Source organism: Thermosynechococcus sp. FA-CM-4201, assembly GCF_054689355.1.
Genome location: NZ_CP079920.1, coordinates 1,466,565 through 1,492,870, shown reverse-complemented (window position 1 = coordinate 1,492,870; position 26,306 = coordinate 1,466,565). Strand labels below are relative to the sequence as shown.

General features: G+C 53.1%; 28 protein-coding genes. 14 read left to right on the top strand and 14 right to left on the bottom strand.

Annotation, left to right across the window (positions count from 1 at the left end; all coding sequences use genetic code 11):
- Positions 1-24: 24 nt before the first annotated feature.
- The 3 genes from upp to KV190_RS07270 are packed head-to-tail and all read left to right on the top strand — an operon-like array spanning position 25 to position 2,707.
- Positions 25-687, top strand: a complete 663-nt coding sequence (gene upp / locus KV190_RS07280) for a uracil phosphoribosyltransferase (protein WP_460192608.1) — start codon at positions 25-27, stop codon at positions 685-687.
- 3 nt (positions 688-690) lie between these two features.
- On the top strand, positions 691-1,596 hold the full coding sequence (gene thrB / locus KV190_RS07275; RefSeq protein ID WP_460192607.1) for a homoserine kinase: 906 nt from the start codon (positions 691-693) through the stop codon (positions 1,594-1,596).
- Between the two features lie 40 nt (positions 1,597-1,636).
- The gene (locus KV190_RS07270) at positions 1,637-2,707 is read left to right on the top strand and encodes a RuBisCO accumulation factor 1 (protein WP_460192606.1); all 1,071 of its coding nucleotides are present in this window, start codon (positions 1,637-1,639) and stop codon (positions 2,705-2,707) included.
- Between the two features lies 1 nt (position 2,708).
- Here the strand turns inward: KV190_RS07270 and KV190_RS07265 are convergent, their stop codons facing one another.
- Together KV190_RS07265 and KV190_RS07260 are read right to left on the bottom strand one after the other, a co-directional pair.
- Positions 2,709-4,952 (bottom strand): GumC family protein, encoded by a 2,244-nt coding sequence (locus tag KV190_RS07265; protein ID WP_460192605.1) that lies wholly within the window; start codon positions 4,950-4,952, stop codon positions 2,709-2,711.
- A 16-nt stretch (positions 4,953-4,968) separates the two neighbouring features.
- Positions 4,969-6,111 carry an SLBB domain-containing protein gene (locus tag KV190_RS07260; RefSeq protein ID WP_460192604.1) on the bottom strand — a complete coding sequence of 381 codons (1,143 nt, stop codon included), beginning with the start codon at positions 6,109-6,111 and terminating at the stop codon, positions 4,969-4,971.
- Between the two features lie 111 nt (positions 6,112-6,222).
- Between KV190_RS07260 and KV190_RS07255 the strand changes: the two genes are divergently transcribed.
- From KV190_RS07255 to KV190_RS07245, 3 genes are all read left to right on the top strand, one after another.
- Positions 6,223-6,972 (top strand): ABC transporter ATP-binding protein, encoded by a 750-nt coding sequence (locus tag KV190_RS07255; protein ID WP_460192603.1) that lies wholly within the window; start codon positions 6,223-6,225, stop codon positions 6,970-6,972.
- A gap of 76 nt (positions 6,973-7,048) precedes the next feature.
- On the top strand, positions 7,049-8,263 hold the full coding sequence (locus KV190_RS07250) for an RNA-guided endonuclease InsQ/TnpB family protein (RefSeq protein ID WP_460192602.1): 1,215 nt from the start codon (positions 7,049-7,051) through the stop codon (positions 8,261-8,263).
- A gap of 61 nt (positions 8,264-8,324) precedes the next feature.
- Positions 8,325-8,609 (top strand): DUF427 domain-containing protein, encoded by a 285-nt coding sequence (locus KV190_RS07245; protein ID WP_460192601.1) that lies wholly within the window; start codon positions 8,325-8,327, stop codon positions 8,607-8,609.
- Here the strand turns inward: KV190_RS07245 and KV190_RS07240 are convergent.
- The 4 genes from KV190_RS07240 to glmM all read right to left on the bottom strand — a co-directional run bounded on the left by KV190_RS07240 (position 8,563) and on the right by glmM (position 12,444).
- Positions 8,563-9,495 (bottom strand): methylenetetrahydrofolate reductase, encoded by a 933-nt coding sequence (locus tag KV190_RS07240; RefSeq protein ID WP_460192600.1) that lies wholly within the window; start codon positions 9,493-9,495, stop codon positions 8,563-8,565. The genes KV190_RS07245 and KV190_RS07240 overlap by 47 nt on opposite strands.
- A 113-nt stretch (positions 9,496-9,608) precedes the next feature.
- Positions 9,609-10,031, bottom strand: coding sequence for a hypothetical protein (locus tag KV190_RS07235; protein ID WP_460192599.1), 423 nt, complete (start codon positions 10,029-10,031; stop codon positions 9,609-9,611).
- Between the two features lie 60 nt (positions 10,032-10,091).
- A complete protein-coding gene (locus KV190_RS07230; RefSeq protein ID WP_460192598.1) occupies positions 10,092-10,808 on the bottom strand; it encodes a hypothetical protein in 717 nt (238 codons plus the stop codon).
- A gap of 265 nt (positions 10,809-11,073) precedes the next feature.
- Entirely contained in the window at positions 11,074-12,444 is a 1,371-nt protein-coding gene (gene glmM, locus KV190_RS07225) for a phosphoglucosamine mutase (protein WP_460192597.1), read from the bottom strand.
- A gap of 183 nt (positions 12,445-12,627) precedes the next feature.
- Between glmM and rfaE1 the strand changes: the two genes are divergently transcribed.
- Entirely contained in the window at positions 12,628-13,650 is a 1,023-nt protein-coding gene (gene rfaE1, locus KV190_RS07220; protein ID WP_460192596.1) for a D-glycero-beta-D-manno-heptose-7-phosphate kinase, read from the top strand.
- On the opposite strand, the gene KV190_RS07215 is transcribed toward rfaE1, so the two are convergent.
- Entirely contained in the window at positions 13,647-15,344 is a 1,698-nt protein-coding gene (locus KV190_RS07215) for an N-acetylmuramoyl-L-alanine amidase (protein WP_460192595.1), read from the bottom strand. The two genes, rfaE1 and KV190_RS07215, sit on opposite strands and share 4 nt — an antisense overlap.
- A gap of 432 nt (positions 15,345-15,776) precedes the next feature.
- Here KV190_RS07215 and KV190_RS07210 point away from each other — a divergent pair, with 432 nt between their 5' ends.
- Entirely contained in the window at positions 15,777-16,001 is a 225-nt protein-coding gene (locus tag KV190_RS07210) for a replication restart DNA helicase PriA (RefSeq protein ID WP_149819579.1), read from the top strand.
- 68 nt (positions 16,002-16,069) lie between these two features.
- A complete protein-coding gene (locus KV190_RS07205) occupies positions 16,070-16,348 on the top strand; it encodes a hypothetical protein (protein ID WP_460192594.1) in 279 nt (92 codons plus the stop codon).
- On the opposite strand, the gene KV190_RS07200 is transcribed toward KV190_RS07205, so the two are convergent.
- The gene (locus KV190_RS07200) at positions 16,345-17,547 is read right to left on the bottom strand and encodes an anion transporter (protein ID WP_460192593.1); all 1,203 of its coding nucleotides are present in this window, start codon (positions 17,545-17,547) and stop codon (positions 16,345-16,347) included. The genes KV190_RS07205 and KV190_RS07200 overlap by 4 nt on opposite strands.
- Positions 17,548-17,721, bottom strand: a complete 174-nt coding sequence (locus KV190_RS07195; RefSeq protein WP_149819585.1) for a hypothetical protein — start codon at positions 17,719-17,721, stop codon at positions 17,548-17,550.
- Positions 17,722-17,994: 273 nt separating this feature from the next.
- On the opposite strand from KV190_RS07195, the gene KV190_RS07190 reads away from it, so the two are divergent.
- Positions 17,995-18,300, top strand: a complete 306-nt coding sequence (locus tag KV190_RS07190) for a DUF3155 domain-containing protein (protein WP_149819587.1) — start codon at positions 17,995-17,997, stop codon at positions 18,298-18,300.
- A 245-nt stretch (positions 18,301-18,545) separates the two neighbouring features.
- On the opposite strand, the gene KV190_RS07185 is transcribed toward KV190_RS07190, so the two are convergent.
- Positions 18,546-18,965: a hypothetical protein gene (locus tag KV190_RS07185; protein ID WP_460192592.1), complete on the bottom strand. Its 420-nt coding sequence runs from the start codon at positions 18,963-18,965 to the stop codon at positions 18,546-18,548.
- Positions 18,966-18,991: 26 nt separating this feature from the next.
- On the bottom strand, positions 18,992-19,849 hold the full coding sequence (locus tag KV190_RS07180; protein WP_460192591.1) for a hypothetical protein: 858 nt from the start codon (positions 19,847-19,849) through the stop codon (positions 18,992-18,994).
- Positions 19,850-19,965: 116 nt separating this feature from the next.
- On the opposite strand from KV190_RS07180, the gene KV190_RS07175 reads away from it, so the two are divergent.
- The gene (locus tag KV190_RS07175) at positions 19,966-20,811 is read left to right on the top strand and encodes a transglutaminase family protein (protein WP_460192590.1); all 846 of its coding nucleotides are present in this window, start codon (positions 19,966-19,968) and stop codon (positions 20,809-20,811) included.
- On the opposite strand, the gene cax is transcribed toward KV190_RS07175, so the two are convergent.
- Together cax and KV190_RS07165 are read right to left on the bottom strand one after the other, a co-directional pair.
- Positions 20,808-21,875 (bottom strand): calcium/proton exchanger, encoded by a 1,068-nt coding sequence (gene cax / locus KV190_RS07170; RefSeq protein WP_460192589.1) that lies wholly within the window; start codon positions 21,873-21,875, stop codon positions 20,808-20,810. The two genes, KV190_RS07175 and cax, sit on opposite strands and share 4 nt — an antisense overlap.
- A 97-nt stretch (positions 21,876-21,972) precedes the next feature.
- On the bottom strand, positions 21,973-23,412 hold the full coding sequence (locus KV190_RS07165; protein ID WP_460192588.1) for a DUF3084 domain-containing protein: 1,440 nt from the start codon (positions 23,410-23,412) through the stop codon (positions 21,973-21,975).
- 102 nt (positions 23,413-23,514) lie between these two features.
- Between KV190_RS07165 and xth the strand changes: the two genes are divergently transcribed.
- Complete coding sequence (gene xth / locus KV190_RS07160; protein WP_460192587.1) at positions 23,515-24,300, top strand: exodeoxyribonuclease III; 786 nt, start codon at positions 23,515-23,517, stop codon at positions 24,298-24,300.
- On the opposite strand, the gene surE is transcribed toward xth, so the two are convergent.
- On the bottom strand, positions 24,286-25,089 hold the full coding sequence (surE, locus tag KV190_RS07155; RefSeq protein WP_460192586.1) for a 5'/3'-nucleotidase SurE: 804 nt from the start codon (positions 25,087-25,089) through the stop codon (positions 24,286-24,288). The genes xth and surE overlap by 15 nt on opposite strands.
- Before the next feature lie 180 nt (positions 25,090-25,269).
- Between surE and KV190_RS07150 the strand changes: the two genes are divergently transcribed.
- Both KV190_RS07150 and KV190_RS07145 read left to right on the top strand, forming a co-directional pair.
- Positions 25,270-25,506 carry a hypothetical protein gene (locus KV190_RS07150; RefSeq protein WP_460192585.1) on the top strand — a complete coding sequence of 79 codons (237 nt, stop codon included), beginning with the start codon at positions 25,270-25,272 and terminating at the stop codon, positions 25,504-25,506.
- Between the two features lie 187 nt (positions 25,507-25,693).
- On the top strand, positions 25,694-26,275 hold the full coding sequence (locus KV190_RS07145; RefSeq protein WP_149819602.1) for a thioredoxin family protein: 582 nt from the start codon (positions 25,694-25,696) through the stop codon (positions 26,273-26,275).
- Positions 26,276-26,306 lie beyond the last annotated feature (31 nt).

Genomic DNA, 26,306 nt, shown 5'->3' with positions numbered 1-26,306 from the left:
CCGGGTACGTATTGGAGCGATACTGTGACCCCCCAATTGCGCATTTATGTCCCCCCTCATCCCCTCATTCAGCACTGGCTAACGGTTGCTCGCGATCGCAACACGCCCACCCCCTTATTTCGGGTGGCCATGACAGAACTGGGGCGATGGCTGGCCTATGAAGCGGCGCGGGAATGGCTGCCAACGGTGGAAACAGTGGTTGAAACGCCCCTTGCCCCCTGTGCAGCGCTGGTGGTGAATCCGCAAGTACCCGTCGTGGTTGTACCGATTCTGCGGGCGGGTTTGGCCTTGCTCGACGGTGCCCAAGGGGTCTTACCCACAGCAAAGACGTACCACTTAGGGATTGTGCGGGATGAGGCTACCCTTGAACCCAGTTGCTATCTCAATAAGTTGCCCCCGCAGTTTGACTCGCAAACCCGTGTCCTCATTAGTGAGCCGATGCTGGCGACGGGAGGTTCAATCATGACAGCAATGCAGGAACTGGTGCAGCGGGGGATTGACCCAGCCTTGGTGCGAATCATTTCCGTTGTCACTGCTCCCCCAGCTTTGCAGAAACTCAGTGCCCATTTTCCCGCAGTGCAAGTCTATGCGGCCACGATTGATGAGACATTGAATGAGCAGGGCTTTATTGTGCCCGGCTTAGGGGATGCAGGCGATCGCGCCTTTGGTACTGGGGAGGAAGCCTAACCCATGATGACAGTGGTGACTGTGCCGGCAACAACGGCCAACTTGGGTCCGGGGTTTGATTGTCTGGGGGCTGCTTTAACGCTCACCAATACGTTTACCTTTTCTTTGAGCGATCGCCCCCATGTCAGTGTGCGGGGCACTGAGGCAGCCAGTGTCAGCAGTAGCTCCGACAATTTGGCCTATCGTGCTTATAGCCGTTTCTATCAATATCTCGGCCGTGAAGCCCCACCTGTGTATTTAGAGATTGATCTGGGGGTTCCCCTCGCACGGGGCCTCGGCAGTTCAGCGACCGCAATTATCGGCGGCTTGGTGGGGGCAAATCGGTTGGCGGGCTTTCCCCTCAGTCATACCGAGGTTCTAGAATTGGCGATTGAAATGGAAGGCCACCCCGATAATGTGGTGCCGGCCTTGTTAGGGGGCTGTCGTCTGGCTGTCCAAGAGAGTGCAGGGGGATGGCATTGGCTCGAAATTCCTTGGGATCAGGATGTGGTGCCGATTGTGGCGATTCCAGACTTTGAGCTGGCCACGGAAACAGCGCGGCAAGTGCTGCCCCCCCACTGTACCTACGGTGATGCGATTTTTAATATCAGTCACCTTGGTGCTCTGCTGCGGGGGTTGGAAACGGGTCAACGGGAGTGGCTGCAACTGGCCTTGGGCGATCGCCTGCATCAACCCTACCGCCAAAGTTTGATCAAAGGCTATGCCGATCTCCACAGGGCGGCTCTTGAGGCGGGTGCCCACGGTTTGGTCATTAGTGGTGCAGGCCCCACGCTCTTAGCCCTTGGGGATCCCGTTACCGCTTCCGCCATTGCCACTGCCCTCAAGGAGACTTGGGCAAAGTTTGATGTGCAGGCACGGGTGGAGGTACTGGCAATTCAACGCCAAGGGACAACGGTGCGCGATCGCTAGCAATCAATAGAATGTTTCCCTGCTGCTAGGAGGTGATTGGATGAGTCAAGAACAGGATGCCCTGACAACGGAAGTGCTGCAACGCCTACGCCGCAAGGAGGGAACTTGGCAGGATTGGGGGGCAGGATGCCAGCAACTGCAAAAACAAGGGCTCTCTCCCCAAGCGATTTTTGAGGCGACGGGCATTGAACCCATCCACCAAAATCAACTAATCATTGCCCTGCAAGTGAGTCAGAGCCTACGGGAAGCCCCTGAATCTGTGCGTGCCTATTTTCAAACGCGGGGCAGCGATCTGCTCTATGAACTGCGGGTCTTATCAGCGGGCGATCGCCTAGCAGCAGCCACACTCATTGTTGAGAAAGAACTGGATGTCACTGCGGTTCATGAGGTCTGCCGTGCCCTCAAAGCGGTGAGCTATCAAAAGGATGACAGTGAAGGTTTTGGTGAGAGTGTGGGCGATCGCATTGGTCGCTACTATTGGCAACTGGCGCGGCAGCAACGGGATTTAGCCCAGCGATCGCGCCTCATTGCCCAAGGCTTTCGCTTTGTCGAATCCGCCACAGGTCGCCAAGCCCTTGAAAAACTGCTGACGGACTTTACCGTGGTTCCCGCTGCTAGCCAACCCCGACTCCCCCTTTACCGCTTGGATTCCGCTGAAGACCTGCCCTACCTCGTTCCCGTTGCAGGAACAGCCCCCCTCACGGCCGCAGCCTTTAATCAAGTGCCCCAGTTAACTTCTACAGGCGCCTTTCAACTAGTCTCTGTCTCCCAACCCATGAGCCTAGTGGCTCTCCCCAGTTGGCAGGTTCTCCTGAATGCCGTTGATCCAGTGGCGGTGCTTTGGCCAGTGGCAGACTTACCCACAGAATTACCGCCCACGCCTGAGGGACTCCCCATTGAACAGGTGCTCTTGATTGTGGATCGCGGGCTTCCAGAATGGGATCGCGATCGCTATCTGCTGATTGCACCTGCGGCCAGCGATACTGTCCAACTCGCTTGGTTTCCTGAACCCCCTACAGCACCAATTCTGGGTCAACTCCTGCTGGTTCTGCGCCCCCCCCAAGTGCTGGATGAGAGTATCAACAAGGAACTCTGGTTTTTTGAAGAATAGCTTAGGCGAGATTAACCACAACACCCAGAGCGCTACTACTTCCCAAACTGTAATCTGCCAAGGCTAGTCGCACAGGCTGCTGGGGTGCCTTCAGATTCACCACCACAAGGGTCTGATCCACCAGTCCCGACCAGAGTTTGGCATCAGCAAAGTTGGCCAAGGGGGGTGTATCCACAATCACCAGATCAAAATAGTTTTTCAGGTGAGCCATGAATTGCTTGAGGGTGTCTTGGCTGAGGAGCCGCATCGGCTGTTGCCGCAACTCGCCAGCGGTTAAAATTGCAAGGCCGCGCCGCGCCTGAGCAACGCTATACCAGTACCGCCGATGAATTAACCAATCCGCCAAGCCCTGTTCATTTGTCAGGCCGAGATAGCGGTGAATCTGAGGTCGCCGCAAATCCCCATCAATGAGCAGAACTCGCTGACCCGTGCCGGCGGCAGCAAGGGCAAGATGCAGGGCAACGGTGGTGCGCCCATCGGCGGGTAGGGCTGAAATCACGGCTAACGAATGCCCCAAACCCACAGCTTGGAGGTTGGCAAACACATGGTGAAAGGCTTCCTGAAACTTCACCCATTCCCCGACAGAGGGTAGCACTTGGGTCACCTGCCACAGCCCTGAATTGCCCTTCACCACGCGCTCTAGGCGGAGATTGGTTTGCGGGGTTGCCTTGGGAATTTTGCCAAGGAGGGGCAAGCCTAGGGCATCTTCCACTTGGGCTGGACTGACAAACGTATTGGCGGCGGCATCTGCCACATAAGTAGCCAGAACTCCCAACACAAGGCTGGCGATCGCCCCTAGCACCAACAGCAGTAAGCGTGGGAAGGTGGGTTGGACAGCGGGATTCTCTAAATCTGTCAACACCTGCCAGGCAAAATTATTCTGCGCCAGTTGCAGTTGCACCGCCTGTCGGGCTTGATTCAGCATCTCGAGGGAGAGATTGGCCGTCCGAATCCGATTTTCAAGGCGATCGATGGCGGGGAGTTGGCTACTCAGTTGTTGTAATTGTTGGGCAACCGCCGCTTGGGGTGCCGCAAGCTCAGCATCATAGCGCCGCTGGTTTTCGTATTCAATCCACGCCGTAATGTAGTTGGTAATCAGCGTTTGTGACACTGTTCCTTGAAAGCCGAGGGCCGTGGGGTTGTCCACTTGATACTGCTCACCAATGACTTGGCGGGCGATCGCCTGCAATTGCTCCACCAAAACTCGCCGCTGTTCCTCAAGGGCTTGGATGACGGGTGTCCCTTCCCGAAAAATGGCCAAATTCTTGGCAATTTCTTGATCCAGTTCTTGAATGCGTGCTAGTTGTTGCTGATAAGCAGGGGAGGTACTCAAATTCGCTGCCGCTAAGGCTTCGGCGGGCGTCATCTTGAGTTGTTCTTGGAACCCTTGAAAACGACCGTAGGCTTCCACGGCCTTAAGGCGGGCGGCTTGGCGCAGGCTATGGATTTGGCGATACTGTTCCGTTAAAAAGCGCAGTTGTTCTGAGGGTTGCAGGCTCGTGCCTTGGGGTTGACTGGCTCGGAGTTGCTGCTGGAGTTGCTCTAATTCTGTAAGGTGCTGATTGATGTCTTTGTCAAGTTGCTCTAGGGTGCGATTGAGTTGTTCTTGGCGATCGCGCTGACTGTAGTCAACAAATGCCTCGGCCACGGCTTTTAATACTGCGGTCACGATTTCTGGCTGGCGATCGCGATAGGCCACTTCTAGCACTTTTGTTTGTGTCGGTAGTTGCTCCGTGGCGGAACTAACCACTGGCCGAATTTCCAGATGCTCGGCCAAGACCCGCGTGGTCAGATGGGGGTACTGCTGTTGCAATTTCTGGGCAATGGGAGCCAGTACTTTGTCACTTTCTAGAACCAGAATCTGTGACCCCACATCCACTGGCGGGGTTGTGGTTGGTGGCGGTGAAGGGAGGGGGTCGGTGGGGAGGGTACCGGCAATGCCATCGCGTGGGGTCAAGGTTGGCGCAGGCTGTGGCTCCCTCACCGGTTCCATCAGGAGGCGAAAATAGGCCTCGTACATTTCGGGTTGCCAGAGAACATACCCGCCCATCACCAAGAATGAGAGTAAAACCGTCCCTGACAGCAGTCGCCACCGTCGCCGACAGCGATCGCTAAAAGCTTGCAGCCCACCCTTTTTAGAACTCTTTCTGGTGCTGAACCGTGACGGATTTCGCTGGCGATCGCCCGCAGGACGCGCTTCGCGATCAACGACCCGTAAATTGGGTGCCTTTTGTGGGAGCGACATCAGTAGTACGCCATTTTTAATCCAATAGATTGATGATAATCCCTAAGGTTCCTAATGCGCCGAGAGGCCGCAAGGCATTCCCAATCGTATCCCCTACCTGCGTTAGCCCTGACCGTTCCACCACAATCACATCCCCCTGCTGCAACACAGGATTGTTGTTGGCATTGGGTTGAGCCGCCAAGCTAAAGGGAATCCGTCGCCGACTGACCGTGCCATCGCGATTCAGCCGCACTAGCGTCACCCTAGACATATTGGCACGTTGCACATTAAATCCGCCCGCCGCCCCAATTCCCTGAGTGAGGGTGGCATTGGCTGGCACTTCGACCAAGCCCGGTCGCACCACTTCACCGACCACCTGCACCCGAATCACCTGTGGCGAAAACGTGGCAGAGGCGATCCGTATGGCTTCAGCCGCATTCACTTCCTTCGCCTTGGGCACCACAATCACATCATCACTGCGCAGTGTAATATCTTGGTTCGCATCCCCCGACTGAATCATCTCCCAGAGATTAATTCTCGTTACGGCTGTTTGGCCATTCCCCAGTTGGCGGCGCACTTCAATATTGCGAATATCGGCTTCTTGGGTAATGCCACCTGCTTGGGCAAGGACTCGACTCAAGCGCGGCCACGTGAGTCCGCCAGAAAGACCCACAGAATCAGCACTAGCTGCTTGATCGGCGGTGGAAACAGTGACCCCTGTAAAAGGGACAACATAACTCCCTGGACGTGTGACTTCACCTGCAACCAGAATCTTCATGGGGCGTGGGGTTTGTAAGCTCACAGTCACTGCTGGAAAACGCATGACTTTACTATAGGCGTTTAGAATCACCTGCTCCGCTTGGGGTAGGGTTAAGCCGCCCACCATGACGCGCCCTGCAAGGGGCAAAGAAACTGAGCCATCAAGATTCACTGAAAATTCTTTTTGAGTGGTGACGGTTGGTGGTAAGTTGACTACTTCAATGAAAAGCACATCCCCGGCACCCAAGAGATAGTCCTGAAGGGGGTTAATGCTAGTAAAACTGTAGGAGCTTGGGCTGACGGGCATGGGTTGAGCAGTGGCTGAGCGGGGTACCATCAGTGTTGCCCCAAGGGTGAATCCACTGGCGATCGCCAGCGTGATCACGGTGTTGTGTAGCTTTGGCAATGATTTGCACCCCATGGTTCATTCTCCTCACTCACTTGTTTGTTCTACCATACGCCATCTATTGGCAACCAAGGTCATGAAAAAAGGCTTTAGAATGAGTGCAAATGGCCTTGTCACCTCATTGTAATGCTGGATCAGCCACTCATTTGCCTAGAACAGATTTCTAAAGTGTATGGCCAAGGGGAAACGGAAGTTCACGCCCTCAGGGAGGTGAATCTCAACATTCAGCGGGGAGAGTACTGTGCAATTATGGGGGCTTCGGGGTCAGGGAAGTCCACAATGATGAATATTATTGGCTGTTTGGATCGCCCGACCTCTGGTCGCTACTTTCTGGATGGTCAAGATGTGGCACACCTCAGTGATGATGAACTCGCCCATATTCGCAATGCCAAGATTGGTTTTGTCTTTCAACAGTTTTACTTGCTGGGGCAGCTAACGGCACTGGAAAATGTGATGCTACCTATGGTCTATGCCCAAGTTCCCCCCAAGGAACGGCGCGATCGCGCGATCGCTGCATTGGAACGGGTAGGGTTAGGTCACCGCCTTGAGAATCGTCCCAATCAACTCTCGGGAGGACAGCAACAACGGGTGGCGATCGCCCGCGCCATTGTTAACCAGCCCCTACTCCTGCTCGCCGATGAACCCACCGGTGCCCTCGATAGCCACACCACGGCGGAAATTCTCGCCATCTTTGGGCAACTCAATGAAGCGGGCATGACGGTGATTATGGTGACCCATGAACCCGATGTGGCGGCTGTCACGCACCGCATTATTCAGTTTCGTGACGGTCAAATTCTTTGCGATCGCCCCAATGTGCCTAGCCCGCTGACAACAATGGGCCTTAGCCCGCCGCAAGCTACTACGGTTTTAAGCTAAGCAGTTAGGCGCTTTCTGGCTTCAGCCAATCAAAGAGTTTGATTTTTGGGATGGGGCACTGAGTTACAATGGCAGTATGGAATACCAACGGTACCAACATCTGAACTATACCGTCCGCAAGTTAAAGATTGGCAACAGCGAACAAATGCAAACACTTTCCCGTGCAGCGGGCGAGTTGTATTCACGGACGGTTGTCAGTTTTTGGCGAACGGTTCGTAAGCAAGGAATCTGGCTTAAGCCATCTTCTTTAATGCGATGGCTTCCTAACGACCCTGAAAATCAGCTCCACGCCCATTCGGCTGATGCAGTTGTCCAAAGCTTCTTCGCTTCCCTCAAGTCTTGGCGCGAGAGACGCCAATCAGACCCAGACGCACGTCCGCCCCGCAGACGCAGGCGGTTTTATAGGGTGCAGTGGAAATCATCGGCGATCAAAGTAAAAAATGGCAAGCTGTACTTGTCTAACGGACGGGACAACGAACCATTAGTCATTGATTGGGCATGGGATGTTCCTAAGATGGTTGAAATGGGCTGGGACGGCGAGCAGTATGAACTGAGGGCGATTTACCAAGACGAACCTGTTGCGCCTATCGAGGAAGGCGCCGTAGTGGGTGTAGATTTAGGCGAAATCCACCTTGCAGTTGCTCATGATGGCGAACAGACTTTTATCCTCAATGGGCGATTGTTACGTTCCAAGCGTCGTTATCAAAACAAGCTCAAAGGCAAGCTGTCTTCGCTAATTGATACCAAAAAGCCCGGTTCAAAGCGTCGTAATCGGCTAATTAAATCAAAGCGCAGACAACTTTCAAAGCTAAACCATCAGATCAAAGATATTCTGCATCAGCAGACCAGCAAACTTGTTTCCACGTTCAAAGCTAGAAACGTGCAAACCGTTGTAATTGGGGACATTCGCGATATTCGCAAGTCAGCCAAGTACAGCAAAAAAGCGAATCAAAAAATCCACCAAATGCCGTCAGGACAAACCCGCCAGATGCTGGAGTACAAATGTCATCGAGCGGGCATGAAAACCGTTCTGCAGAATGAAGCGTACACGACTCAAACTTGCCCTGCCTGTGGAAAACGCCACAAACCATCAGGGCGAGAGTATTCCTGCGCTTGCGGATTTCAATTTCACAGGGACGGCGTGGGTGCGATAAATCTTCGCAGAAAGTATCTGGGTCTCATGGAAGTCCCAGTAGTTGGGGTTATGGCTCCCCCCATTGGGTTAAGGTTTTATGCTCATACCCGATGTAGCTCATTGCTTAACAGCATTGAGAAGCCGCCGTCCCTTTAGGACGTGCGGAGAGTCACGGCACCTGTTTTATCTTAAGAAGGGGAACGACTGAGACAAAGCAATGGCAAAAGCAGTTTGGAAAGGGGCGACCTTGGCCGAGAGCGATCGCTATGAAGTGGTCGAAGGCAATGTTTATTTTCCGCCCGAGGCACTGAATCCGGCCTATTTTCAGTCCAGCGATACCCACACGGTTTGTGGTTGGAAAGGCACAGCCAGATACTACCACGTTGTCGTCAATGGTGAGGTGAATCGTGATGCGGCGTGGTACTATCCCGATCCCAAACCAGCGGCCGCCAATATCAAGGGCTATGTGGCGTTTTGGCGCGGGGTGCAGGTGACGCGCTAAGGGGAGCAATTCCCGCTCGGTTGAGAATTTCGGGAATCAAATCCTCACGGCGCACCGCCATTAAATGCACCCCCTGACACAGTTCCCGTGCTTGTTGCACTTGCTCGGCAGCAATGGTTATCCCTTCATCGAGGGGATCAGCGGCAGCGGCAAGGCGATCGATAAGGTGCTGCGGAATCGAAGCCCCCGGCACGGCGCGATTGATAAACAGAGCATTCTTGGCCGACTTGAGGAGAAAAACGCCGGCAAGAATGGGTCGCCCACAGCCAGCAGCAATCTGATCCATAAACTTGGCTAGCCGCTCAAAGTCGGTAATTAACTGCGTTTGGAAAAATTGAGCACCTGCTGCCAATTTGCGTTCAAACCGTTGTTGCAGTCCTGACCAACTGGCAGATTGGGGATCGACCGCTGCCCCAGCAAAAAATTGCGTTGGTCCATCGGCTAAGGGACGCTCCTCGCTATCCACGCCTTGATTCAGTTGGCCAATGACGCGCAATAGCCGTACAGACTCCAAATCAAAGACAGGTTTGGCTTGGGGATGATCGCCTGCTTTGACGGGGTCACCCGTGAGTGCCAAAATATTGCGTAACCCAAGGGCGGCAATACCCATGAGATCCGCTTGCAGGGCAATGCGGTTGCGATCGCGACAGGCGATCTGGCAAATGGGTTCAAACCCCTGCTGTTGCAACAAATAGGCGGCGGCCCAAGAACTCATGCGCAACACGGCGCGACTGCCATCGGTGACATTGACCGCATGAACTCGTCCCTTGAGATGGGCTGCTTGACGCAACATCGTACTGGCATCCCTACCCTTAGGGGGGCACACCTCTGCGGTGATGAGAAACTCACCCTGCTCACAGGCAGCTTGAAAACGCGAGACTGACAAGGAAATGGCTAGAGCGCGACTAGGCAATTATCATATCGCCTTTTGCCCGATGATTCCGTCACCATTGAGTGCAGTGGGCAAGGCAGCCAGCCTTTTGGGCCAACTAATGCCCTCTAGCGATCGAACTCCCCAAAAGCAGAAATATAGGTACCTTTAACGGTTTTTAGTTCCAACATAAACGTATTCGGACCAAGGGTGACCAATGTGCCGGGGATTTGGGCTGCGGCACTGCCAGTATTGGTGTAAAGGGCGAGGTTTGTATATGGAATCACTTCTGTGACACGGTAATGCTCGAGTTTCACCATGCCCCCAGAGCAAAACTGCACCTGCCCCTCTTGAGTACACTTGTCTTTTTCGATGGTGAGGGTCTCGACCATGCCCGATTCTCGTGTCCCACTTAAGACTAAGCGGTTACCAGTATGGGTGACTTGAACATCATCGTATTCTGAAACCTCGCCGCTACTGGAAGTAACGCTGACAAAACCGCGTGCCCAACTAGGAGCCACGAGAGCAGTGGTTGTGAAAGCAAGACCCAAAAAAACAGATGCGAAGTGATGCATAAAAGCCTCAATTAAACGTTAGTCAAAACAGTGAACTTATTGAGGAATCAGGGAAAGGGTGCTGGTGTCAATCGTGTAAACTCCTGCGGACACTAGACTATTGGGCTGAGCGCAAACCACACTTCCAGAGGGGCCATAAATCACGACGACATTACCACTACAGGGAACCTGTACCAGTCCATAGGCGGTGAGGAGTTGCCCGCCCGGACTATTGACCACAACTGTCGGACTATTGTTACCTGCGACACTACCCGCCACAGCCCCAGCAACCGCCGCTGAGGTGATCCCGATCGCCAGATTGCCCCAAAAACCACCCCCCCAGTAGTAGGGGACGGGGTACCAAGGATTACCACGGTTCCACCACCAAGGGTTGTTATTCCACCTAGGATTCACAATCACATTCCTATTGGGATTCACAATCACATTATTGTTGCGGTTCCAGTTGACGATGTTACCAGCGTTATTGATGTTAACGCGGTCGTTGTTAAAGTTGTTATTGAAATTGTTATTAATAGGACGATTTGGGATGATGTTGGGGCTAAAGTTATTGGGGCGAATGATCGGACTAGTCGGGTTGACGGGATGAACATCCACAAAACGGTTACTCAAACTGCGTTCTGCATTAAAGGAGGGGGCAGGGGCACGAAAGCCACCAAATCCACCCCCAAAGCCGCCGCGCGGAAACGCCATTGCTGACAGACTAGAGAGCAGAAACAGGGCACTAACGGCAAAGGAAGTGAAGAGCCGACCCATGATGACAAAATCCTTACCGTAGGATGGGTACACCTTGACTCTATCACTGGCCAATGGGCTGCCGTTGAAGCACGCAGCAACTCTTCATAGAAGCATTTTCTAAAGATAGAGGGGACAAGAAAGGCCTGTGATGCCGCTGTAGAGAGATTTTCAGGTTTACTCAGAGGGTTCTATCCTGCTGCCAAGGGCTACCGTCCTCGGTTCCCTCAGTCACAAAAATTTACGAGTAACGATTAATCACCCAAGAATCCCAGCAGCCCTTCCCCTAGGCGGCCAAGTGGGCACTCACCGTCTGCACCAAGGTCTCTGTCCAATAATCAGCAACACTTTGTTGCTCTGCTTCCACCATGACGCGGATGACGGGTTCTGTCCCAGAGGCACGTACCAAGACTCGCCCGCGATCGCCCATATCCAGTTGAGCTTTGGCAATCATCTGTTGCAGAGGTTCACACTCCTGCCAGTGGAGCCGCCGCTGCCGATCCTCAACACGGACATTGCGGAGAATTTGCGGGTAGGCGGTAAAACTTTGGTCTCGCAGTTGTGCCAAGGATAGACGGGAATCCTGAACTAGGGTTGCTAGGTGAACGGCTGTGAGTAGGCCATCCCCCCCCACACCATAGTGACGGCAGAGGATATGTCCCGACTGTTCTCCCCCCAGCATGGCACCGTGGCGCAGCATCTCTGCATGGACGTACTGATCGCCCACCGCCGCCCGCACCAGTTGTCCACCCCGCGCTTGCCAAGCCCGCTCAAAGCCAAGATTCGACATCACAGTGGCCACAATCAAATCCTTGGGCAGTTGTGCCTGCGACTGGAGCCGTTGTCCCCAGAAGTAGAGAATGTGATCGCCATCAACCACCCGGCCTTGACTATCCACCGCCAGCACGCGATCGGCATCGCCATCAAAGGCAAATCCCATCGCAGCACGGGTTTCACGGACAGCCTGTTGTAATGGTTCTAAATGGGTCGAACCGCAGTTGACATTAATGCGATCGCCATCGGCGCGATCGTGAAGGGCAATCACCTCAGCCCCTAGGGCATGGAACACCGTCGGTGCCACCGCCACCGCAGATCCCCAAGCCAAATCCAACACCACCCGCAGTCCCCGCAGCGGTTGACGATCCTCAAGGGGGGCTTGCACCGCATGGCGATAGCGCTGCAGCAATTCGGGACGATGATGCAAATGCCCCCAGTGCTCCGTATGGGGCAGGGATAGGCCAGCATTTAGGTGCGCTTCAATTTCTTTTTGCAGATCAGGACTGAGCTTGCTGCCATCGCTGCCAAAAATTTTAATGCCGTTATCGGCGGGGGGATTATGACTGGCGGAAATCATGGCGCCACCTATGGCTTCTGTGGTGGCCGTTAGGTAGGCAATACAGGGGGTCGGACACAAGCCCACATTCCACACTTCAAAACCAGCAGCGGTTAAGCCTGCGGCTAAGGCTGTGGCCAACATATCACTGGAGTTGCGGGAGTCTTGACCAATGATAAAGGGGCGCTGGGGGGCATCCGTCGTGTGCCGCAGCACTTCTCCCACCCAATATCCCAAGCTCAAGGCCAAGTTGGGGGTTAGCAACTCCCCCGCCCGTCCGCGAATACCATCGGTTCCAAACCGAATCGGCTGCTGCCCAGTCATGGTTGATTCCTCACGCCACACCAATACTCACTATTTTCTAGTCGATCCCCTTGGCTATGCAGGAGACGATTCTTAACATTTATTCACTATCTGTGGACTATAGCACCTCTGTGAACCTTTGCTGCCGCATCAACGTCCCCCCACAGGAGTATTCTGGATCAGCGGGAATTGAGGCAAAGCCAAATGTTACCACCCGACCTGCGCCAGCAATTGCAATCGTGCCAAGGGCGACTCCTACACCTTTTGGAGTCATTTTCCGCAGCACGGGTACTGGTGGTGGGGGATCTCACCCTCGATGAATTCCTCACGGGTCAGGTGGAGCGCCTCTCGCGGGAAGCCCCTGTGCTGATTTTGCGCCATGAGTTTACCCGCCAAGTGCCCGGCGGCGGTGCCAATGCCATCTACAATCTGGCCAAGTTGGGTGCTCAGGTGCAGGCCGTTGGTCTGGTGGGGGTAGATCCGCAGGGGGAGGCGCTTTGTGGCATTTTTCAAGGGGCAGGGATTGATACGCGGGGCATCTTTAAGGATGGCGATCGCCCCACAGTGACAAAAACGCGCATTTCGGGCCATGCTCGCCAGTCGGTGACGCAGCAAATTGTGCGTGTGGATCGCAAGTCCGATGACCTGCCTGCTCTAGCCCTTCAGGAGGCGCTAGCGGCCTTTATTCGTCAGCAGATAGGGACTGCCGATGCCGTGGTTTGCTCCGACTATGGTGATGGTGTCTTTACGCCCCCTGTGATTGCGGCTGCCCTAGAGCATGAGCGGACAATTGTTGATACCCAACGGGATTTAGCCCGTTATCGCGGTGCTTTCCTATTTACGCCGAACCTGCCAGAAGCAGAGGCAGCGGTGGGCTACCCGATTCGCACAGAGGCCGAGGTACTGCGAGCTGGGGAAGACCTGCTGGAGTTAACGGCGGCTAAATATATGCTGATTACGCGGGGGGATGCCGGTATGAGTCTCTTTAGTCGTGAAGCGGCGCCCTACCATTTGCCCGCCTTTAACCGCACGGATGTCTTTGATGTCACTGGGGCAGGCGATACCGTTGTCGCTGCTTTAACCCTTGCCCTTGTGGCGGGTGCCACTCTTTGGGAGGCGGCAGTTTTAGGCAATTTGGCTGCCAGTATTGTCGTACGCCAGTTTGGCACAGCCACCACATCCACCGCCGAGATGGCAACAGCCCTTCACCATTTGCTGGAAGATTAGTGCCGCGTCGCCTGCTGCAACCATTCCAGAATGCCTTGGGCAAGGGTGCGGGCAAGTTCAGCTTGGGCTTGGGGGTTAACAATCCACTCAAACTCTTCGGGGTGAATCATGAAGCCCAGTTCGAGCAGCACCGCAGGGGCAATTGTCGGACGAGTCAGGGCAAGGTTATTCCAAAACACACCGTACTGCTGCCGCCGCAGTCGCTGACTAAGATACCCCTCTAGGAAAACGGCAAGGTCATGGCTTTGGGGGTGATACCAAAAGGCGCCAATCCCTTGGGTATTGCGGGCATCGCCAGCATCGGGGAGAGCATTGTAGTGCAAGCTGAGGGCAAGGGTGGGTTGGGCTGATTCAATGGCGAGAAGGCGATCGGGCAAGTCCAGATCAATATCCTCGGTGCGCGTCAAAATGACCGTTGCCCCAAGGCGTTCTAGCTCGGGTGCCAGTTTTTTGGCCAGTGCCAATGTGACGACCTTCTCTGGGGTACCATCTGGGCCGCGTGCTCCCAAGTCCTCAGGCCCGCCATGGCCGGGATCAAGGAGAATTTTAATCCCCCGCAGGGGTTGTGTTCCCCGTTGGAGTTGGGGTGGATGCCGCAGTTGCAGCACCAGTCGATTTCCCTCATAGGCCACGCGATAGCCCCACTGTTGGCGATGATGGAGTGTGAAGTGGTATTCCACCCGGTGTTGATCAAGGGGGTACCAGTCAAGGCGCTGGATCACGGGATCAGCATCGAGGCGAATGATATCGGTTTGGGGAATCGTGTTGTGGAGCGTCAGCGTGAACTGGCGATCGCCCTGCTGAATTGAAATCGGTACGGGCACATCTAAAGGAAAGCTGATTTCTGTCCAACCCGCAAGTTGGCGGCTGGTAATACTGCGGATGGTGGCGGTTGTCGGCAGAGCACTAGAGAGGAAGCGCACTTCATTGGCGCGGATCCAACCGCCATAGTCCAAATGCAGCCAGTCCCCCGTTTGTCCTCGCACCCGTGCTCGCGTTCCCACTGGCAAGGGGGTTAGCCGTGAATAATCGGTGCTAGGGCCAGTGCGGGCGACCCCGCCAAGGGAGCGGGTGACTTCAACAACGGGTAATTGCGTTGGCTCAGCCACACGAATGCGGGCACCGGGTTGGCGCTGGCTGGCAAATTGCCATTGAATCGGGCCATAGTCGCCCACTTGGGTGAGCTGGAGGCAATTGCGATAGAGAGAGGGGCGAGCAGTGACCACATCCGCTTGATGAATCAGGGCAGCCAGATTAGAGGGCAGTTGCACTTGGGGCGGTAGGGATTCTAGGGGCAGAATGCGCTGACCTACTTGGACTTGAACGGCGCGATCGCTGGGGGCAGCAGCGGTAAAGCAAACAATTTCGTTGGGCAGGCGCACTAAATCGGCGGTTGGCTCTAGGGGTTGTAATGTCGTCGGTACTTGAGGCACGGTGCGGGTAATGGCAAACTCAAGGCGTTGATCCCCAGCTTGGAGGGTGATGCGATTCAATCCGGGTTGCAGGGGAAGACTGGGGGCAAAGTGTCCCGCTGGCGAGCGATCGCCGATCACTTGACCATTGAGCGTCACCACGACCTGTGGCGGGGCTGTGCCAATAAAGAAAATCTGGGGGGCACTGGTGGTGTGCTCTCGCGGCGGATAAACCACTTGGAGCGAACCCTGTGCCGTTGCTGGCTGGATTGAACTCACCATGAGTGCACCAAAGAGACTCAAACTTAACCAATTCACCCCCAACCCTCATACATTTCTTAATCCTTTCTTCAGATTACAGCCCTTTCCTAAAATGCGGGGTGACCATGATGCCGTTTTGCCTATTGTGATCCTGTTTAATTCTTGTGCAAAGGACTGTTATAAAAGTCAATCACTTCTCAGGAAAGAGAAGCAGTTTTCTCTTAAGCCACTTATGGAATTCGTTGATCCCCGCTGAATTAGCATATTTTTTAACATTGGGATCATTGCCATCTCTAGGAAATCCATCCATAATAAAAAGTGTCCTCTCTCATAAATTTCCTTAATGTTGCGCAATACTATTTCTTTGATCTTGTTATTTTGAAACGCAAGTTTGCGCAGCGCCTTCTATCACAAGTTCATGTCCATCAAAAAGAATTTAAGGATTATTTAACTATGGTTACGATGCAAACGATTCACTGTCCTCACTGTGGTAAATTAGCCCTTCGCCAACGCTATGGCTCCGTGAGTCACACCCAGTGTCCCCACTGTGATTACGTCCTAACGATGTGCGATCGCACAGGACGGGTGTTAGAGGCCTACACGCCTGAAATTACCCATGTGGGTCAGTATGGCGCCAACCTCACCTGCACTATAGAGCGGACACGGGCACTGTGCTAGGAAGAATTCATTAGAAGAATCTAAAGATTGATGAGGAAAATCCTGAGAGTTGTTAAGATAGTTTACATATGGCTATCTTACTTCTACTGGTACTGGCATTGGTGCTGTGGTCGGTGCGACTCCTCCACGGTGCCTATCGCCTCCGGGATTTTTCCTTACTGCTGGCCAGTGGCCTCGTGGCCATCTCAGCGGGAGGCGTGATTTTTGTCTATAGCCTGATGAATGGCTGTGTCGGCTACCTCAGTCAAGGGCAGCCCATGCCTGAATCCGATGCGCCTGTCATTATGTCTGATGTGGCCTACTTTGAGAGTACCTCTGGAGCAACGACCCCAACCTTTAGGCCCTAGGTTGTACTCAAAATCCAAACGTAGGCGATCGCGAGCGTCAACACTGTCAGCGGTGCACCAAAGCGCAAGTGCTGCCAAAAGGAAAACCGCTGTCCTGAGCTAGCAGCGGCCTCAACTGTAATTAAATTAGCCACAGCACCAAAAAGCGTGAGATTGCCCGCGAGGGTACTTGTGGCTGCCAGTAGATACCAGAGTTGATCGGCACCTTTGGGGATAAACTGTGCGAGCAGCAGCACCGTGGGCACGTTAGAAATTAAATTCGACAACAGTGCTGTAATCACCACTAAGGGCAAGGGCTGATTCACCCAAGGGCGCAAAACGGCCAATAAATCAAAGTTTTGAATACAGCGGGTAAGAATAAACAGACCCGCAAACAGAACCAATAGTGACCAATCCACCTGAGCAAGGATGCGCTCTGGCTTCACCCGACGGGTGACCAGTAAAGCCGCTGCTGCCAAAAGAGAGGATTCTGCCAAGGGAAAGCCGAGCAGAAAGGCCAAAAACATCAGCCCAGAGACAATCAGTGTCTTGTGGAGTAGCCCTTTTTGCACCTGCACGGGTTGAAGCGTCGCTAATGTACAGGGTTGGCGCGATCGCACCTCCGGGTAGAGCCACCCTAACCAAGCCACTTGCAGCCCTAACCCCAGCACTGCGATGGGAACCATCACTTGGGCAAACGGCAGATACCCCAACTCGGAAAACGAGCCCACGAGAATATTTTGGGGGTTGCCGCTGAGGGTGGCCACAGAACCGATATTCGTTGCCGCTGCGATCGCCAGCAAATAGGGCACTGGATTTAAGCCCAAGACATGGGTAATACGTAGGGTTAAAGGCGTCGTCACAAGGGCAAGGGTGTCATTCAGAAAGACTGCCGATAGCATTCCCGTCGCTACAGTGAGAAACACCAGCAACCCCAAGGGACTGCCACTAAAGCGCATCACCGTCACCATCGCGATTTGAAAAAAGCCGCTCAAGCCCAGATAAGCATTGACAATCATCATGCTGAGCAAGAAGACGATGGTTTGGGGATCAATCGCTTGCCATGCAGTGGGGAGATCAATCGCGCCTAAGGCAATCAAAAGAGCCGCACTCACAAGGGCGATCGTTGCGCGATTCATACGTAGCCCCGGCACCCCCCCTAGGGCTAAGGCACCGTAGCTGAGGGCAAGGATCAGGAGTTGCAGGAGAGACCGCAGCACCTACTGTTGGGTTTGAATTTTCTTGGCCTCTAGGGCATCGAGCAATTCCCCAAGGGCAGCCATATCATCACCGTCATATTCCCGCTTCCACAGCAGTTGGGAAATTTGGTTTTCAATGGCTGAGGTCAATACTTGGGTTTCGAGCACCCGTTGCACTAAGCGTTGGATCATCATAGGGGTTCAGCAGCTTAGACAGTCGTTCTCTAGGGTAGCCCATTGGCTGTAGGGCAAACTGAAGGAACCACTTTCTCAAGTGGCACAATTTGCTATAGTGGGGTCACTGGGATCAGCAAAGCGTTGATCCTAAGCTAGGGATCGTTGTCCCGTCAATAAATCGTGTTTCGATAAATTAAGGAAAGTTGAAATTCTAGAATACAACAGATATACTAAAGGGCGACTTTTGTAAACTCAATAACAGTTCTTTGAAGGCAAAGGAGGTAAGGCAACTTGGCCAGAAGACGGAAGCGGAAGAGCCGGCGGCGTCTCGAAGGACGCAAAATCCTTGAGTGCGTACCTCAATATAGCATCGAAAGTGGCGAAGATAAACCCGTGACAGCGGCACGAAAATTTATTCAAGCCAAGGGGATCACCCCACCCGCTTTACTTCTTGTTAAGCGGAATGAGCACACTACCGATCGCTACTTCTGGGCAGAAAAGGGCTTGTTTGGTGCGCAGTACGTTGAAGAAAACCACTTTTTATTCCCTAGCCTAAGGGAACTTGCCGAAGAGAAAATGGCAGCCACGACTCGTTAGGCTGTTTTTTTACAAACACCCGTTTTATTGAGGAGTCAGGATGTGTTCTTGACTCTTTTTGCTTTGGTCGTGAGAGGCTCTAGGGTGTGGTCTAAAGATTTGATCTTTTTGCGCCATTTACTTATGGCAATTTGGAAACTGTCCCCTACAATAGAAGTAGCGGAGACGCACGTTTCCGTTCACTCCTCACACCACACCCCGCCTGGACAGTTATTGGTTCGGGCGGCTTCCTTTTAGGTGGGGAGCTACAACTCCCAAACATAGTCAGGATCAGCAAGATTCGCCTGTACCTGTGCCAAATCGGCTAACTGACTAAAGGGGCTGGTCTGAGCGTATTTGACTAGGCTATCCAGCAAGAGGGCTAGTTGAGCATTATTCCCGCAGGCAATTGCTCTATCAATGCATTCAAAGAGTTGCTGAAAATTTCGCTCCCGCTCATCAAACGAATACCTGAGGTAGGCCATGAGAAATTGTCGCTTGGCTTCAATGTCTGCAAGGGTTGTTTGCTTCCAAGCTTCAATTTGACAGCGCCTCGTAGTTTCCTGCTCTCGAATCTGTTGGTACTCTTGATAGCCCTTAGCGAGAGAATAAACCAAATCGAGAACGGATACGACTCCTCCTGCTCCACCAAGAGCAGGTTTTCCCGCAGGCTGATTGTAAAACATTTTCTCCTCCTAGATATGCCTAGGCTCTAGCGATAGGCTGCTAGCAATCGGGTATGTTCGGGATTTAAGTTGCCTTGGCGATCAAGAAGTGGTGTGCGCATAATTTCCATCAGTGCTTTGACTAAAAGAACCGCCCTCTGATACTTCTCGGCATCCCGTTGAATATTGAACCCTTGCTGAATAGCTATTTCTAAGTCATCTAGTGCTATTTGGCAATGATAATCAAGATACTTAAGAACTTCTTCTAGCTCTTGAATTCGCCGTTGGACGCCGTCTTTCAGGTAGCCGATATAAGCATTCATTTTGGCAACCTCAACCTCTACTTGCGCTTCGTACTCAGCAGCTTGAGTGAGGGCTGTTTCTCCTTCTGCTGCTAGACTAAATCCCATAAGTGCAGCACCAATAACAGCACCTCCAACGGCACCTCCTAGTAGCAAACCACCTAAAGCCATGTCAGCAACTACAACGCCTGCGCCCCCGCCCATCAAAACTCCTGCGAAGGCTGTATCTAAATCTACATTTGTGGCTTCCTCCACACTCTTTCGGTAGTTATCAAGCTCAGTAAATGGCACCCCTTCAAACTCTAGAAAAAATTGAGTCTCAGTATCAGATATTGAATATTTTTTTTGCAATTGCTCCACAAGGTTTACAAAGCGCCTTACCGTATTCTGCTTGATTTGAATTTGCAGGTAATGATACTCATTCGCTCGCTTTTTAGTTCGATCTACGGTACATTTGAGAGCGGCTTCTTTAGAACGATAACGTTTTTCAGCAGCTTCAGCTATTTTTTTCGCTTCTTCCTTTTTGCTCAAGCCCTCTAAACCAGACCCTATACCCAGCCCAGCACTAAAAGCAGCCGCTCCAAGAATTAAGAATTGAATCATAAATGTTACCAAACTTTATGCGAAACATCGGGGAATAGGATGAAGCTACTACTAAAAAGTGATAAAGTCAATCCGTAGAACTACGGAATTTTTGTTTTTTAACCAAGCAAATTAAAATGGAATACAGCATTTATCATCAAACCACCTACACCTACAGCGCCCCTGTTGCCCTTGCCCCCCATGATTTGCGCTTGATCCCCCGCAGTGATGGCCACCAACGCCTGCGATCGCTCTCTCTGCAAATTTTACCAACACCCCAAGGCCAAAGTACCGTCCTCGATGTCCATGGCAATCACATTCAGCGCTACTGGTGGTCACCACAGCCCACCACCTCCCTGATGATTCAAGTCACCTCTGAAGTGGAAACCTATTGCGACAACCCCTTTAACTATTTGCTGGACTCGTGGGCAATCACCCTCCCTTTTAACTATCCGCAGCGACTGGCAACTAGCCTCCATCCCTATCTATCACCGCCAGTGGATCCTGTTGCCTATGAATTGGCTTGGCAAATTTTAGCCAGTGGCGATGGCAGTGTCCTCACATTTCTTAGTGACCTCAATAACAAAATTTACCGCACCTGTCAGCACCAAATTCGCGAAACTGGTGCCCCTTGGCCCCCCTGTGTGACTTGGGCAAAACAAATGGGTTCCTGTCGCGATACGGCCGTCTTGTTTATCCATGCTTGTCGGGCTGTGGGCTTAGCGGCGCGGTTTGTCAGTGGCTATCAGGAAGGAGACTTGGATAATCCTGAACGGCACCTCCATGCTTGGGTAGAAGTGTATTTACCGGGGGCAGGCTGGCGCGGCTATGATCCCACCCACGGCCTAGCAGTGAGCGATCGCCACATTGCCCTTGTGGCTGCGGCTGATCCGGCGGATGCTGCCCCCATTCAAGGTACCCTGCGGGGACAAGGGGTGACCTCAACCATGACCTATCAACTACAGATTCAGCGCCTCTCCTAGGTATGGAAGAAAAAGGCGGTGCCGAGAATCCCATAGGTGGCCAACAGCAGCGCCCCCTCTAGCCAGTTGGAACGGCCATCGAGGCTAATCACATTGGCAATCACAACCGCAATAATCACCGTCACCACTTCAAAAAGACTAAAGTTTAAATCCATCGGCTGACCAATGAACTGGCCAATCAGCACAAGCACAGGTGCCACCAAGAGGGCCACCAAGAGGGATGAGCCCAAGGCGATGGACACAGACAGATCCATATTGTTTTTCAGGGCAACCCCCACCGCAGTCACATATTCCGCTGCACCACCCACCAACGGCAAGAGGATGACCCCAGTAAATAGGGGCGTTAGACCCAAGCCCTCCGTTGCTGCTTCAACGGCGCCGACAAAAATTTCTGACTCAAAGGCTACGCCAATCGTGGCAATAATCAGAACCGTGATCCACAGGGGCAGGTTCGGCTTTTCATGGTGCCCCGCTTCGTCCCCCAGTTCCACCTGACTGACATCGTAAAGATAGCTGTGGGTTTTCAAAGAAAAGAGTAACGTTAGTCCATAGACCAGAATCAGAATGATCGCGGCCACAACGGACATGTTGGAAATTGCGGTTGGCGGCACACTGCTGGAGGTGTAAATGACCATTGCCGGTAGGAGAATCGCGGCGATCGCCACTGTCATCGAGGAAGCATTCACCCGTGCCACCACTGGGGCAAAGGATTGCTCCTTGTAGCGAATGCCCCCCAGCAGCATCGATAATCCCATCACCAGCAAAAGGTTCGCCATCAGGGTGCCTGTAATACTGGCTTTGACAATATCTACTAAACCCGCTTGTAGTGCGGCAATGCCAATAATCAGTTCCGTTGCATTCCCAAAGAGGGCATTCAATAGGCCACCGATCGTCGGCCCCGTGGCAAGTGCCACCTCCTCTGTTGCTGTGCTCAACCAAATCGCCAAGGGCACGATCGCCAGTGCCGCCAAAATAAAAACCGTGAGGGCGCCCCATTCCAGTTTTTCAGCAGCAATGGAGAGGGGGATAAACACCAAAAAAACAATCGAAACGAGTCGCTTCATGGGGGCACCCCTTACGTGGTGAACGGAGAAAAATCTCCTCTATCCTAGCCTGCGGTTTTATGAATCCATCCCAATTCGTGGGAAATGATGCTGATGCCTAACCACTGCGCAGGATCACTCGCTGATTTTGGCGGGCAACAAGGGAGAGGGTCAATGGGCCAGCGGTATAAACGGAGGTGGGGGTGACCGCGCTAATATCAATCGTCCCCTGGTGATCTTTGAGGTCGAGGACAAATTTTACCAGCTCGATTTGGCGAAAGGAGCCAACACTGCCAGTGACCGGATCTGGGAGCACTCCAGAGGCGATCGCCCGCTGATTACTGACCGTAAACAACTGATCCAAGCGTTGCAAAATTTGCTCATCGGTCATCTGGCTAGGATCCAAGGAAATGGTGGCCAGATTCTCACCCTCGCGGAAAACCTCCTGATTGCGCGCCACTTGGGGCACCACAAGAATATTGCTTTCTCCCTGTAGGTAATTGGCCGCTGCTAAAATGCGCACCACATAGGGCTGACCATCACTAATTTGGCTGCGCAGGCGGTTCACATCTTCGGTGGTAATTTGAATCACTTGATCCGTCGGTTTTAGATTCTGGGGATTGTTGAGGACAATGGCATTGCGCCGCGCCTCCCGCAGGAGTTCTTCAATGACTTGGGTGGCCTGAGCCGGATCCTTGACATTTTGAATCACAGCAGAGGCCAAGACTTGTCCCGTGCGAATGGCGATCGTCCCCCGCCGTAGTCCCAACAACAGGATGCTCACGTTTTCCTCAAGGCGTTGGCGACTGGCCTCAAGGGCAGCAATTTCCTGCTGAAGCGTGCGCTGTTGATTGCGTAACACCTGCTGCTGCTGATTGGCAACGGCTAGTTGATCCTGAATGCGATCAATCTCTGCTTGGAGACGATCCTTTTGACCTTCCACCTCGGTAAGGCGCTGTTGAGCCGTGCGAATGGCGGTTTCTAGGGCTGCTTTTTGGCCAGCCACATCCTCGAGGCGGCCTTGGATGGCTTGTCGCTCGCGTTGCAAACGCTGAATTTCTTGCCGCAGGCGTGCCCCTTGGGCTTCAAAGTTTTCGAGGTCTTTTTGGGCTTGGGTGTAGCGGTCTTGAAGTTGCTTAAGTTCTGCTTCTGTGAGGGTTTGACGATTGACGGCCTGCTCTAGAACTTGGTTGGTTTGACTGAGGCGTTGGCGAATGTTGGCGAGTTCAATTTGGGATTGTGCGAGTTCTGCCTCAATTTCATCCTTTTGGGCACGGGTTTCGGCGAGTTCTTGTTCAGCAGCCGCTTGCTGACGGCGAATCGTATCAATGCGCAGCACGCCATCGCGCAATTCACGGCTGAGGGCAAAGAGGATAGCAAGGGTGGAGGCAGAAATTAAGCTGCCTGTGAGAATGGTAATCAGGACAGCCGTCTGTCGAGGCCGCAAATTAAACCAACTCAATCGGGCTTTGCCCACTTTTGAGCCAAGGCGATCGCCCACTGTCGCGATCGCGCCCCCAAGAATAATCACAGCCAAGACCAGAACATACCCAGCCATATTTCGGGTACTGCTGCCACTCCCCAACTATACTTTCTACAGTATGTGCCGATGCTGCCCCCTATAACGGTTTGGGCAAATCACTTTGACTGAAATCAACCGATGCCAAAAATTGCTACTTGGAACGTCAACTCAATTCGCACCCGCCTTGACCATGTGTGCCAATGGTTGGATAGCACTGGAGTGGACTATCTCTGTCTTCAGGAGACCAAAGTCACCGATGCTGAGTTCCCGCGTCAGCCCTTTCTGGATCGTGGGTATCAAGTTTATTGTAGTGGCCAAAAGGCCTACAACGGGGTGGCCATTCTCAGTCGTCAGCCCCTTGCGGGTGTAGAAGCAGGCTTTGCCCCCCAATTACCCAGCCACAGTGAGTTGGATACGCAAAAACGACTGATTCGCGCCCAATTAGCCCCTGATCTGATCTTGGTGAATGTCTATATTCCCAACGGCGGAGCGTACGACAGTGAGAAATACCACTACAAGCTGCACTGGTTAAAAACTCTCCATGTCTATCTCGAGCAGCTCACTGCCCAAGGAGAGGTGATTCTCTGTGGCGATTTTAATATTGCTCCTGAAGATAAAGACCTTTTTGATGCCAGCGATCGCGCCACAAAAGTAGGAGCCACCGATGCCGAACGCAACCTTCTAGCGGCCATTCGCGACCTTGGCTTCCACGATGCCTTTCGCCACTTTACCGAGGAGCCGGGGCACTACTCTTGGTGGGATTATCGGGCGGGTGCCTTTCGCCGCAATCATGGCTGGCGTATTGATCACCTCTACATTACCCCCGCTGTCAAAGCCCGGGCCTGCAACTGTCACATTGATATTGCCCCGCGGCGCTTACCCAAGCCCAGTGACCATGCACCCGTGATCCTAGAGATTGAATAGAGGCTGTACAGTGGGTTGGCGCAGCCACTCGCTTAAACTCTGAACCCCTTGGCCGTAGGTGAGATCAAAGGTCAACGGCGTAATACTAATCAGATTTTGGGCAATGGCTTCCACATCCGTGGGAGCCTGATTGGGGTCTTGGGGATATTCTTCAACCACTTCACCGGCGAGCCAGTAGTAGGTTTTGCCGCGAGGGTCAATGCGCTTCTGGAACAGGTCATGGTAGCGCCGAATCCCCTGTCGTGTAATGACAACGCCAGCAATTTCACTGGCAGGCAGAGCAGGGACATTCACATTGAGGAGCATCTTTGGGGGAAGGGGGGCGGTTTCCAGCGCCTTGAGGAGACGACTGGCAAAGTCAGCGGCTGGCTGAAAGTCATGAACTGTGAAACTGGTGAGGCTAATGGCAATACTAGGAATTCCCTCAATCACCCCCTCCATCGCAGCAGACACCGTGCCGGAGTAGAGAATATCCGTGCCGAGGTTGGAGCCTTGGTTAATCCCAGAAACAACAAAATCTGGGGGTTCCTCTAGGAGGGCACCAAGGGCGAGTTTGACACAGTCGGATGGGGTACCGGAGCAAGCCCACGCCTTAATACTGGGGTGAAAGCGATCGCTAACGACTTCGGCGCGAATCGGATCAAAAACAGTGAGGCTATGCCCTGTAGCGGAGCGTTCGCGATCGGGACACACGACCACGACTTCATGGCCAGCGATCGCCAGCGTGTCTGCCAACGCCCGAATACCGGGGGCAAAGACCCCATCATCATTGGCAATGAGTAACCGCATTTCCTGCCCCCTGAATCGTGAAGTATTGGCAAAACATTACAGTTGATTGCAAATCGCAGCACACTCCCTGAGAAATGTTAACCTCTAAAAGGGTCAAGTGGCGTACTGCATGACCCACCCTGCCGAACAGTTTGAACGCACCATTCCTGACATGACCGCTTTTGGTGATTGACAGGATCTATGGAACGCCTACTGAACCATCAGTTGAAGGAGAACACTGTGTCTGTGCATCAAAGTCATCCGTTACTCCGTGAAGACCTCAGCGAATACGTTGCCCATTTGCAACTGCACATGGCACTCCAAGCGCGCAATTTGGTGCCTGCCCTGAAACATACGGGCGACAGCCGCGAGCAACTTCTCCATCAAACCCAAGCCAACTTCGAGAAGCACGTCTCCCGTCAAAGCTATATTGGCTAAAGCCATTTTCCTCTGTGCTCAAAAATCAAAGCCTATAATTCCTAAGCAGCAGTAATCTTGCTGCTTTTTGCGTTTGTTAGCACAGCACGTCATTTCCTCTCACCACTTTGAGGAACGATCGCAACAGAGTACACTAGGGACGATATTACTATTTGTAACACTCTTGCCAGCGTTCTCAGGAGGTTTTATGGCGCGGACAGAGTCCACGATGCTTGCCCTTGGTACTGTTGCTCCCGATTTTCAACTGCCCGATGTGGTGAGTGGGCAAACGATTTCCCTCAGTAGCTTTGCCGATAAGAAAGCCCTACTGGTGATGTTTATTTGTCGCCACTGCCCCTATGTGAAACACGTCCAAGAGGAACTGGCGAAGCTAGGGCGCGACTACAAAGACACCGGCTTAGGGATTGTTGCCATTAGTGCCAATGACGCCGCCAACTATCCCGATGATGCCCCAGAGTCCCTGAAGGCGATGGCCACCGAACTAGGGTTTACATTTCCGCTTTGTTACGATGAGAGCCAAGAAACGGCCAAGGCCTACACGGCAGCCTGTACACCGGACTTCTTCCTCTTTGATGGCGATCGCAAGCTCGTGTATCGCGGACAACTCGATGACAGCCGCCCCCAGAATGGCTTACCAGTGACTGGGAAAGACTTGCGTGCAGCCATTGATGCCGTGTTAGCTGGTCAAACCCCCAGCGAGGATCAAAAACCGAGTCTCGGCTGTAATATCAAGTGGAAACCGGGGAATGAACCCGCCTATTACGGCTAATGCTGGAAAGGCAAAGAGAGGGGCACTTTTA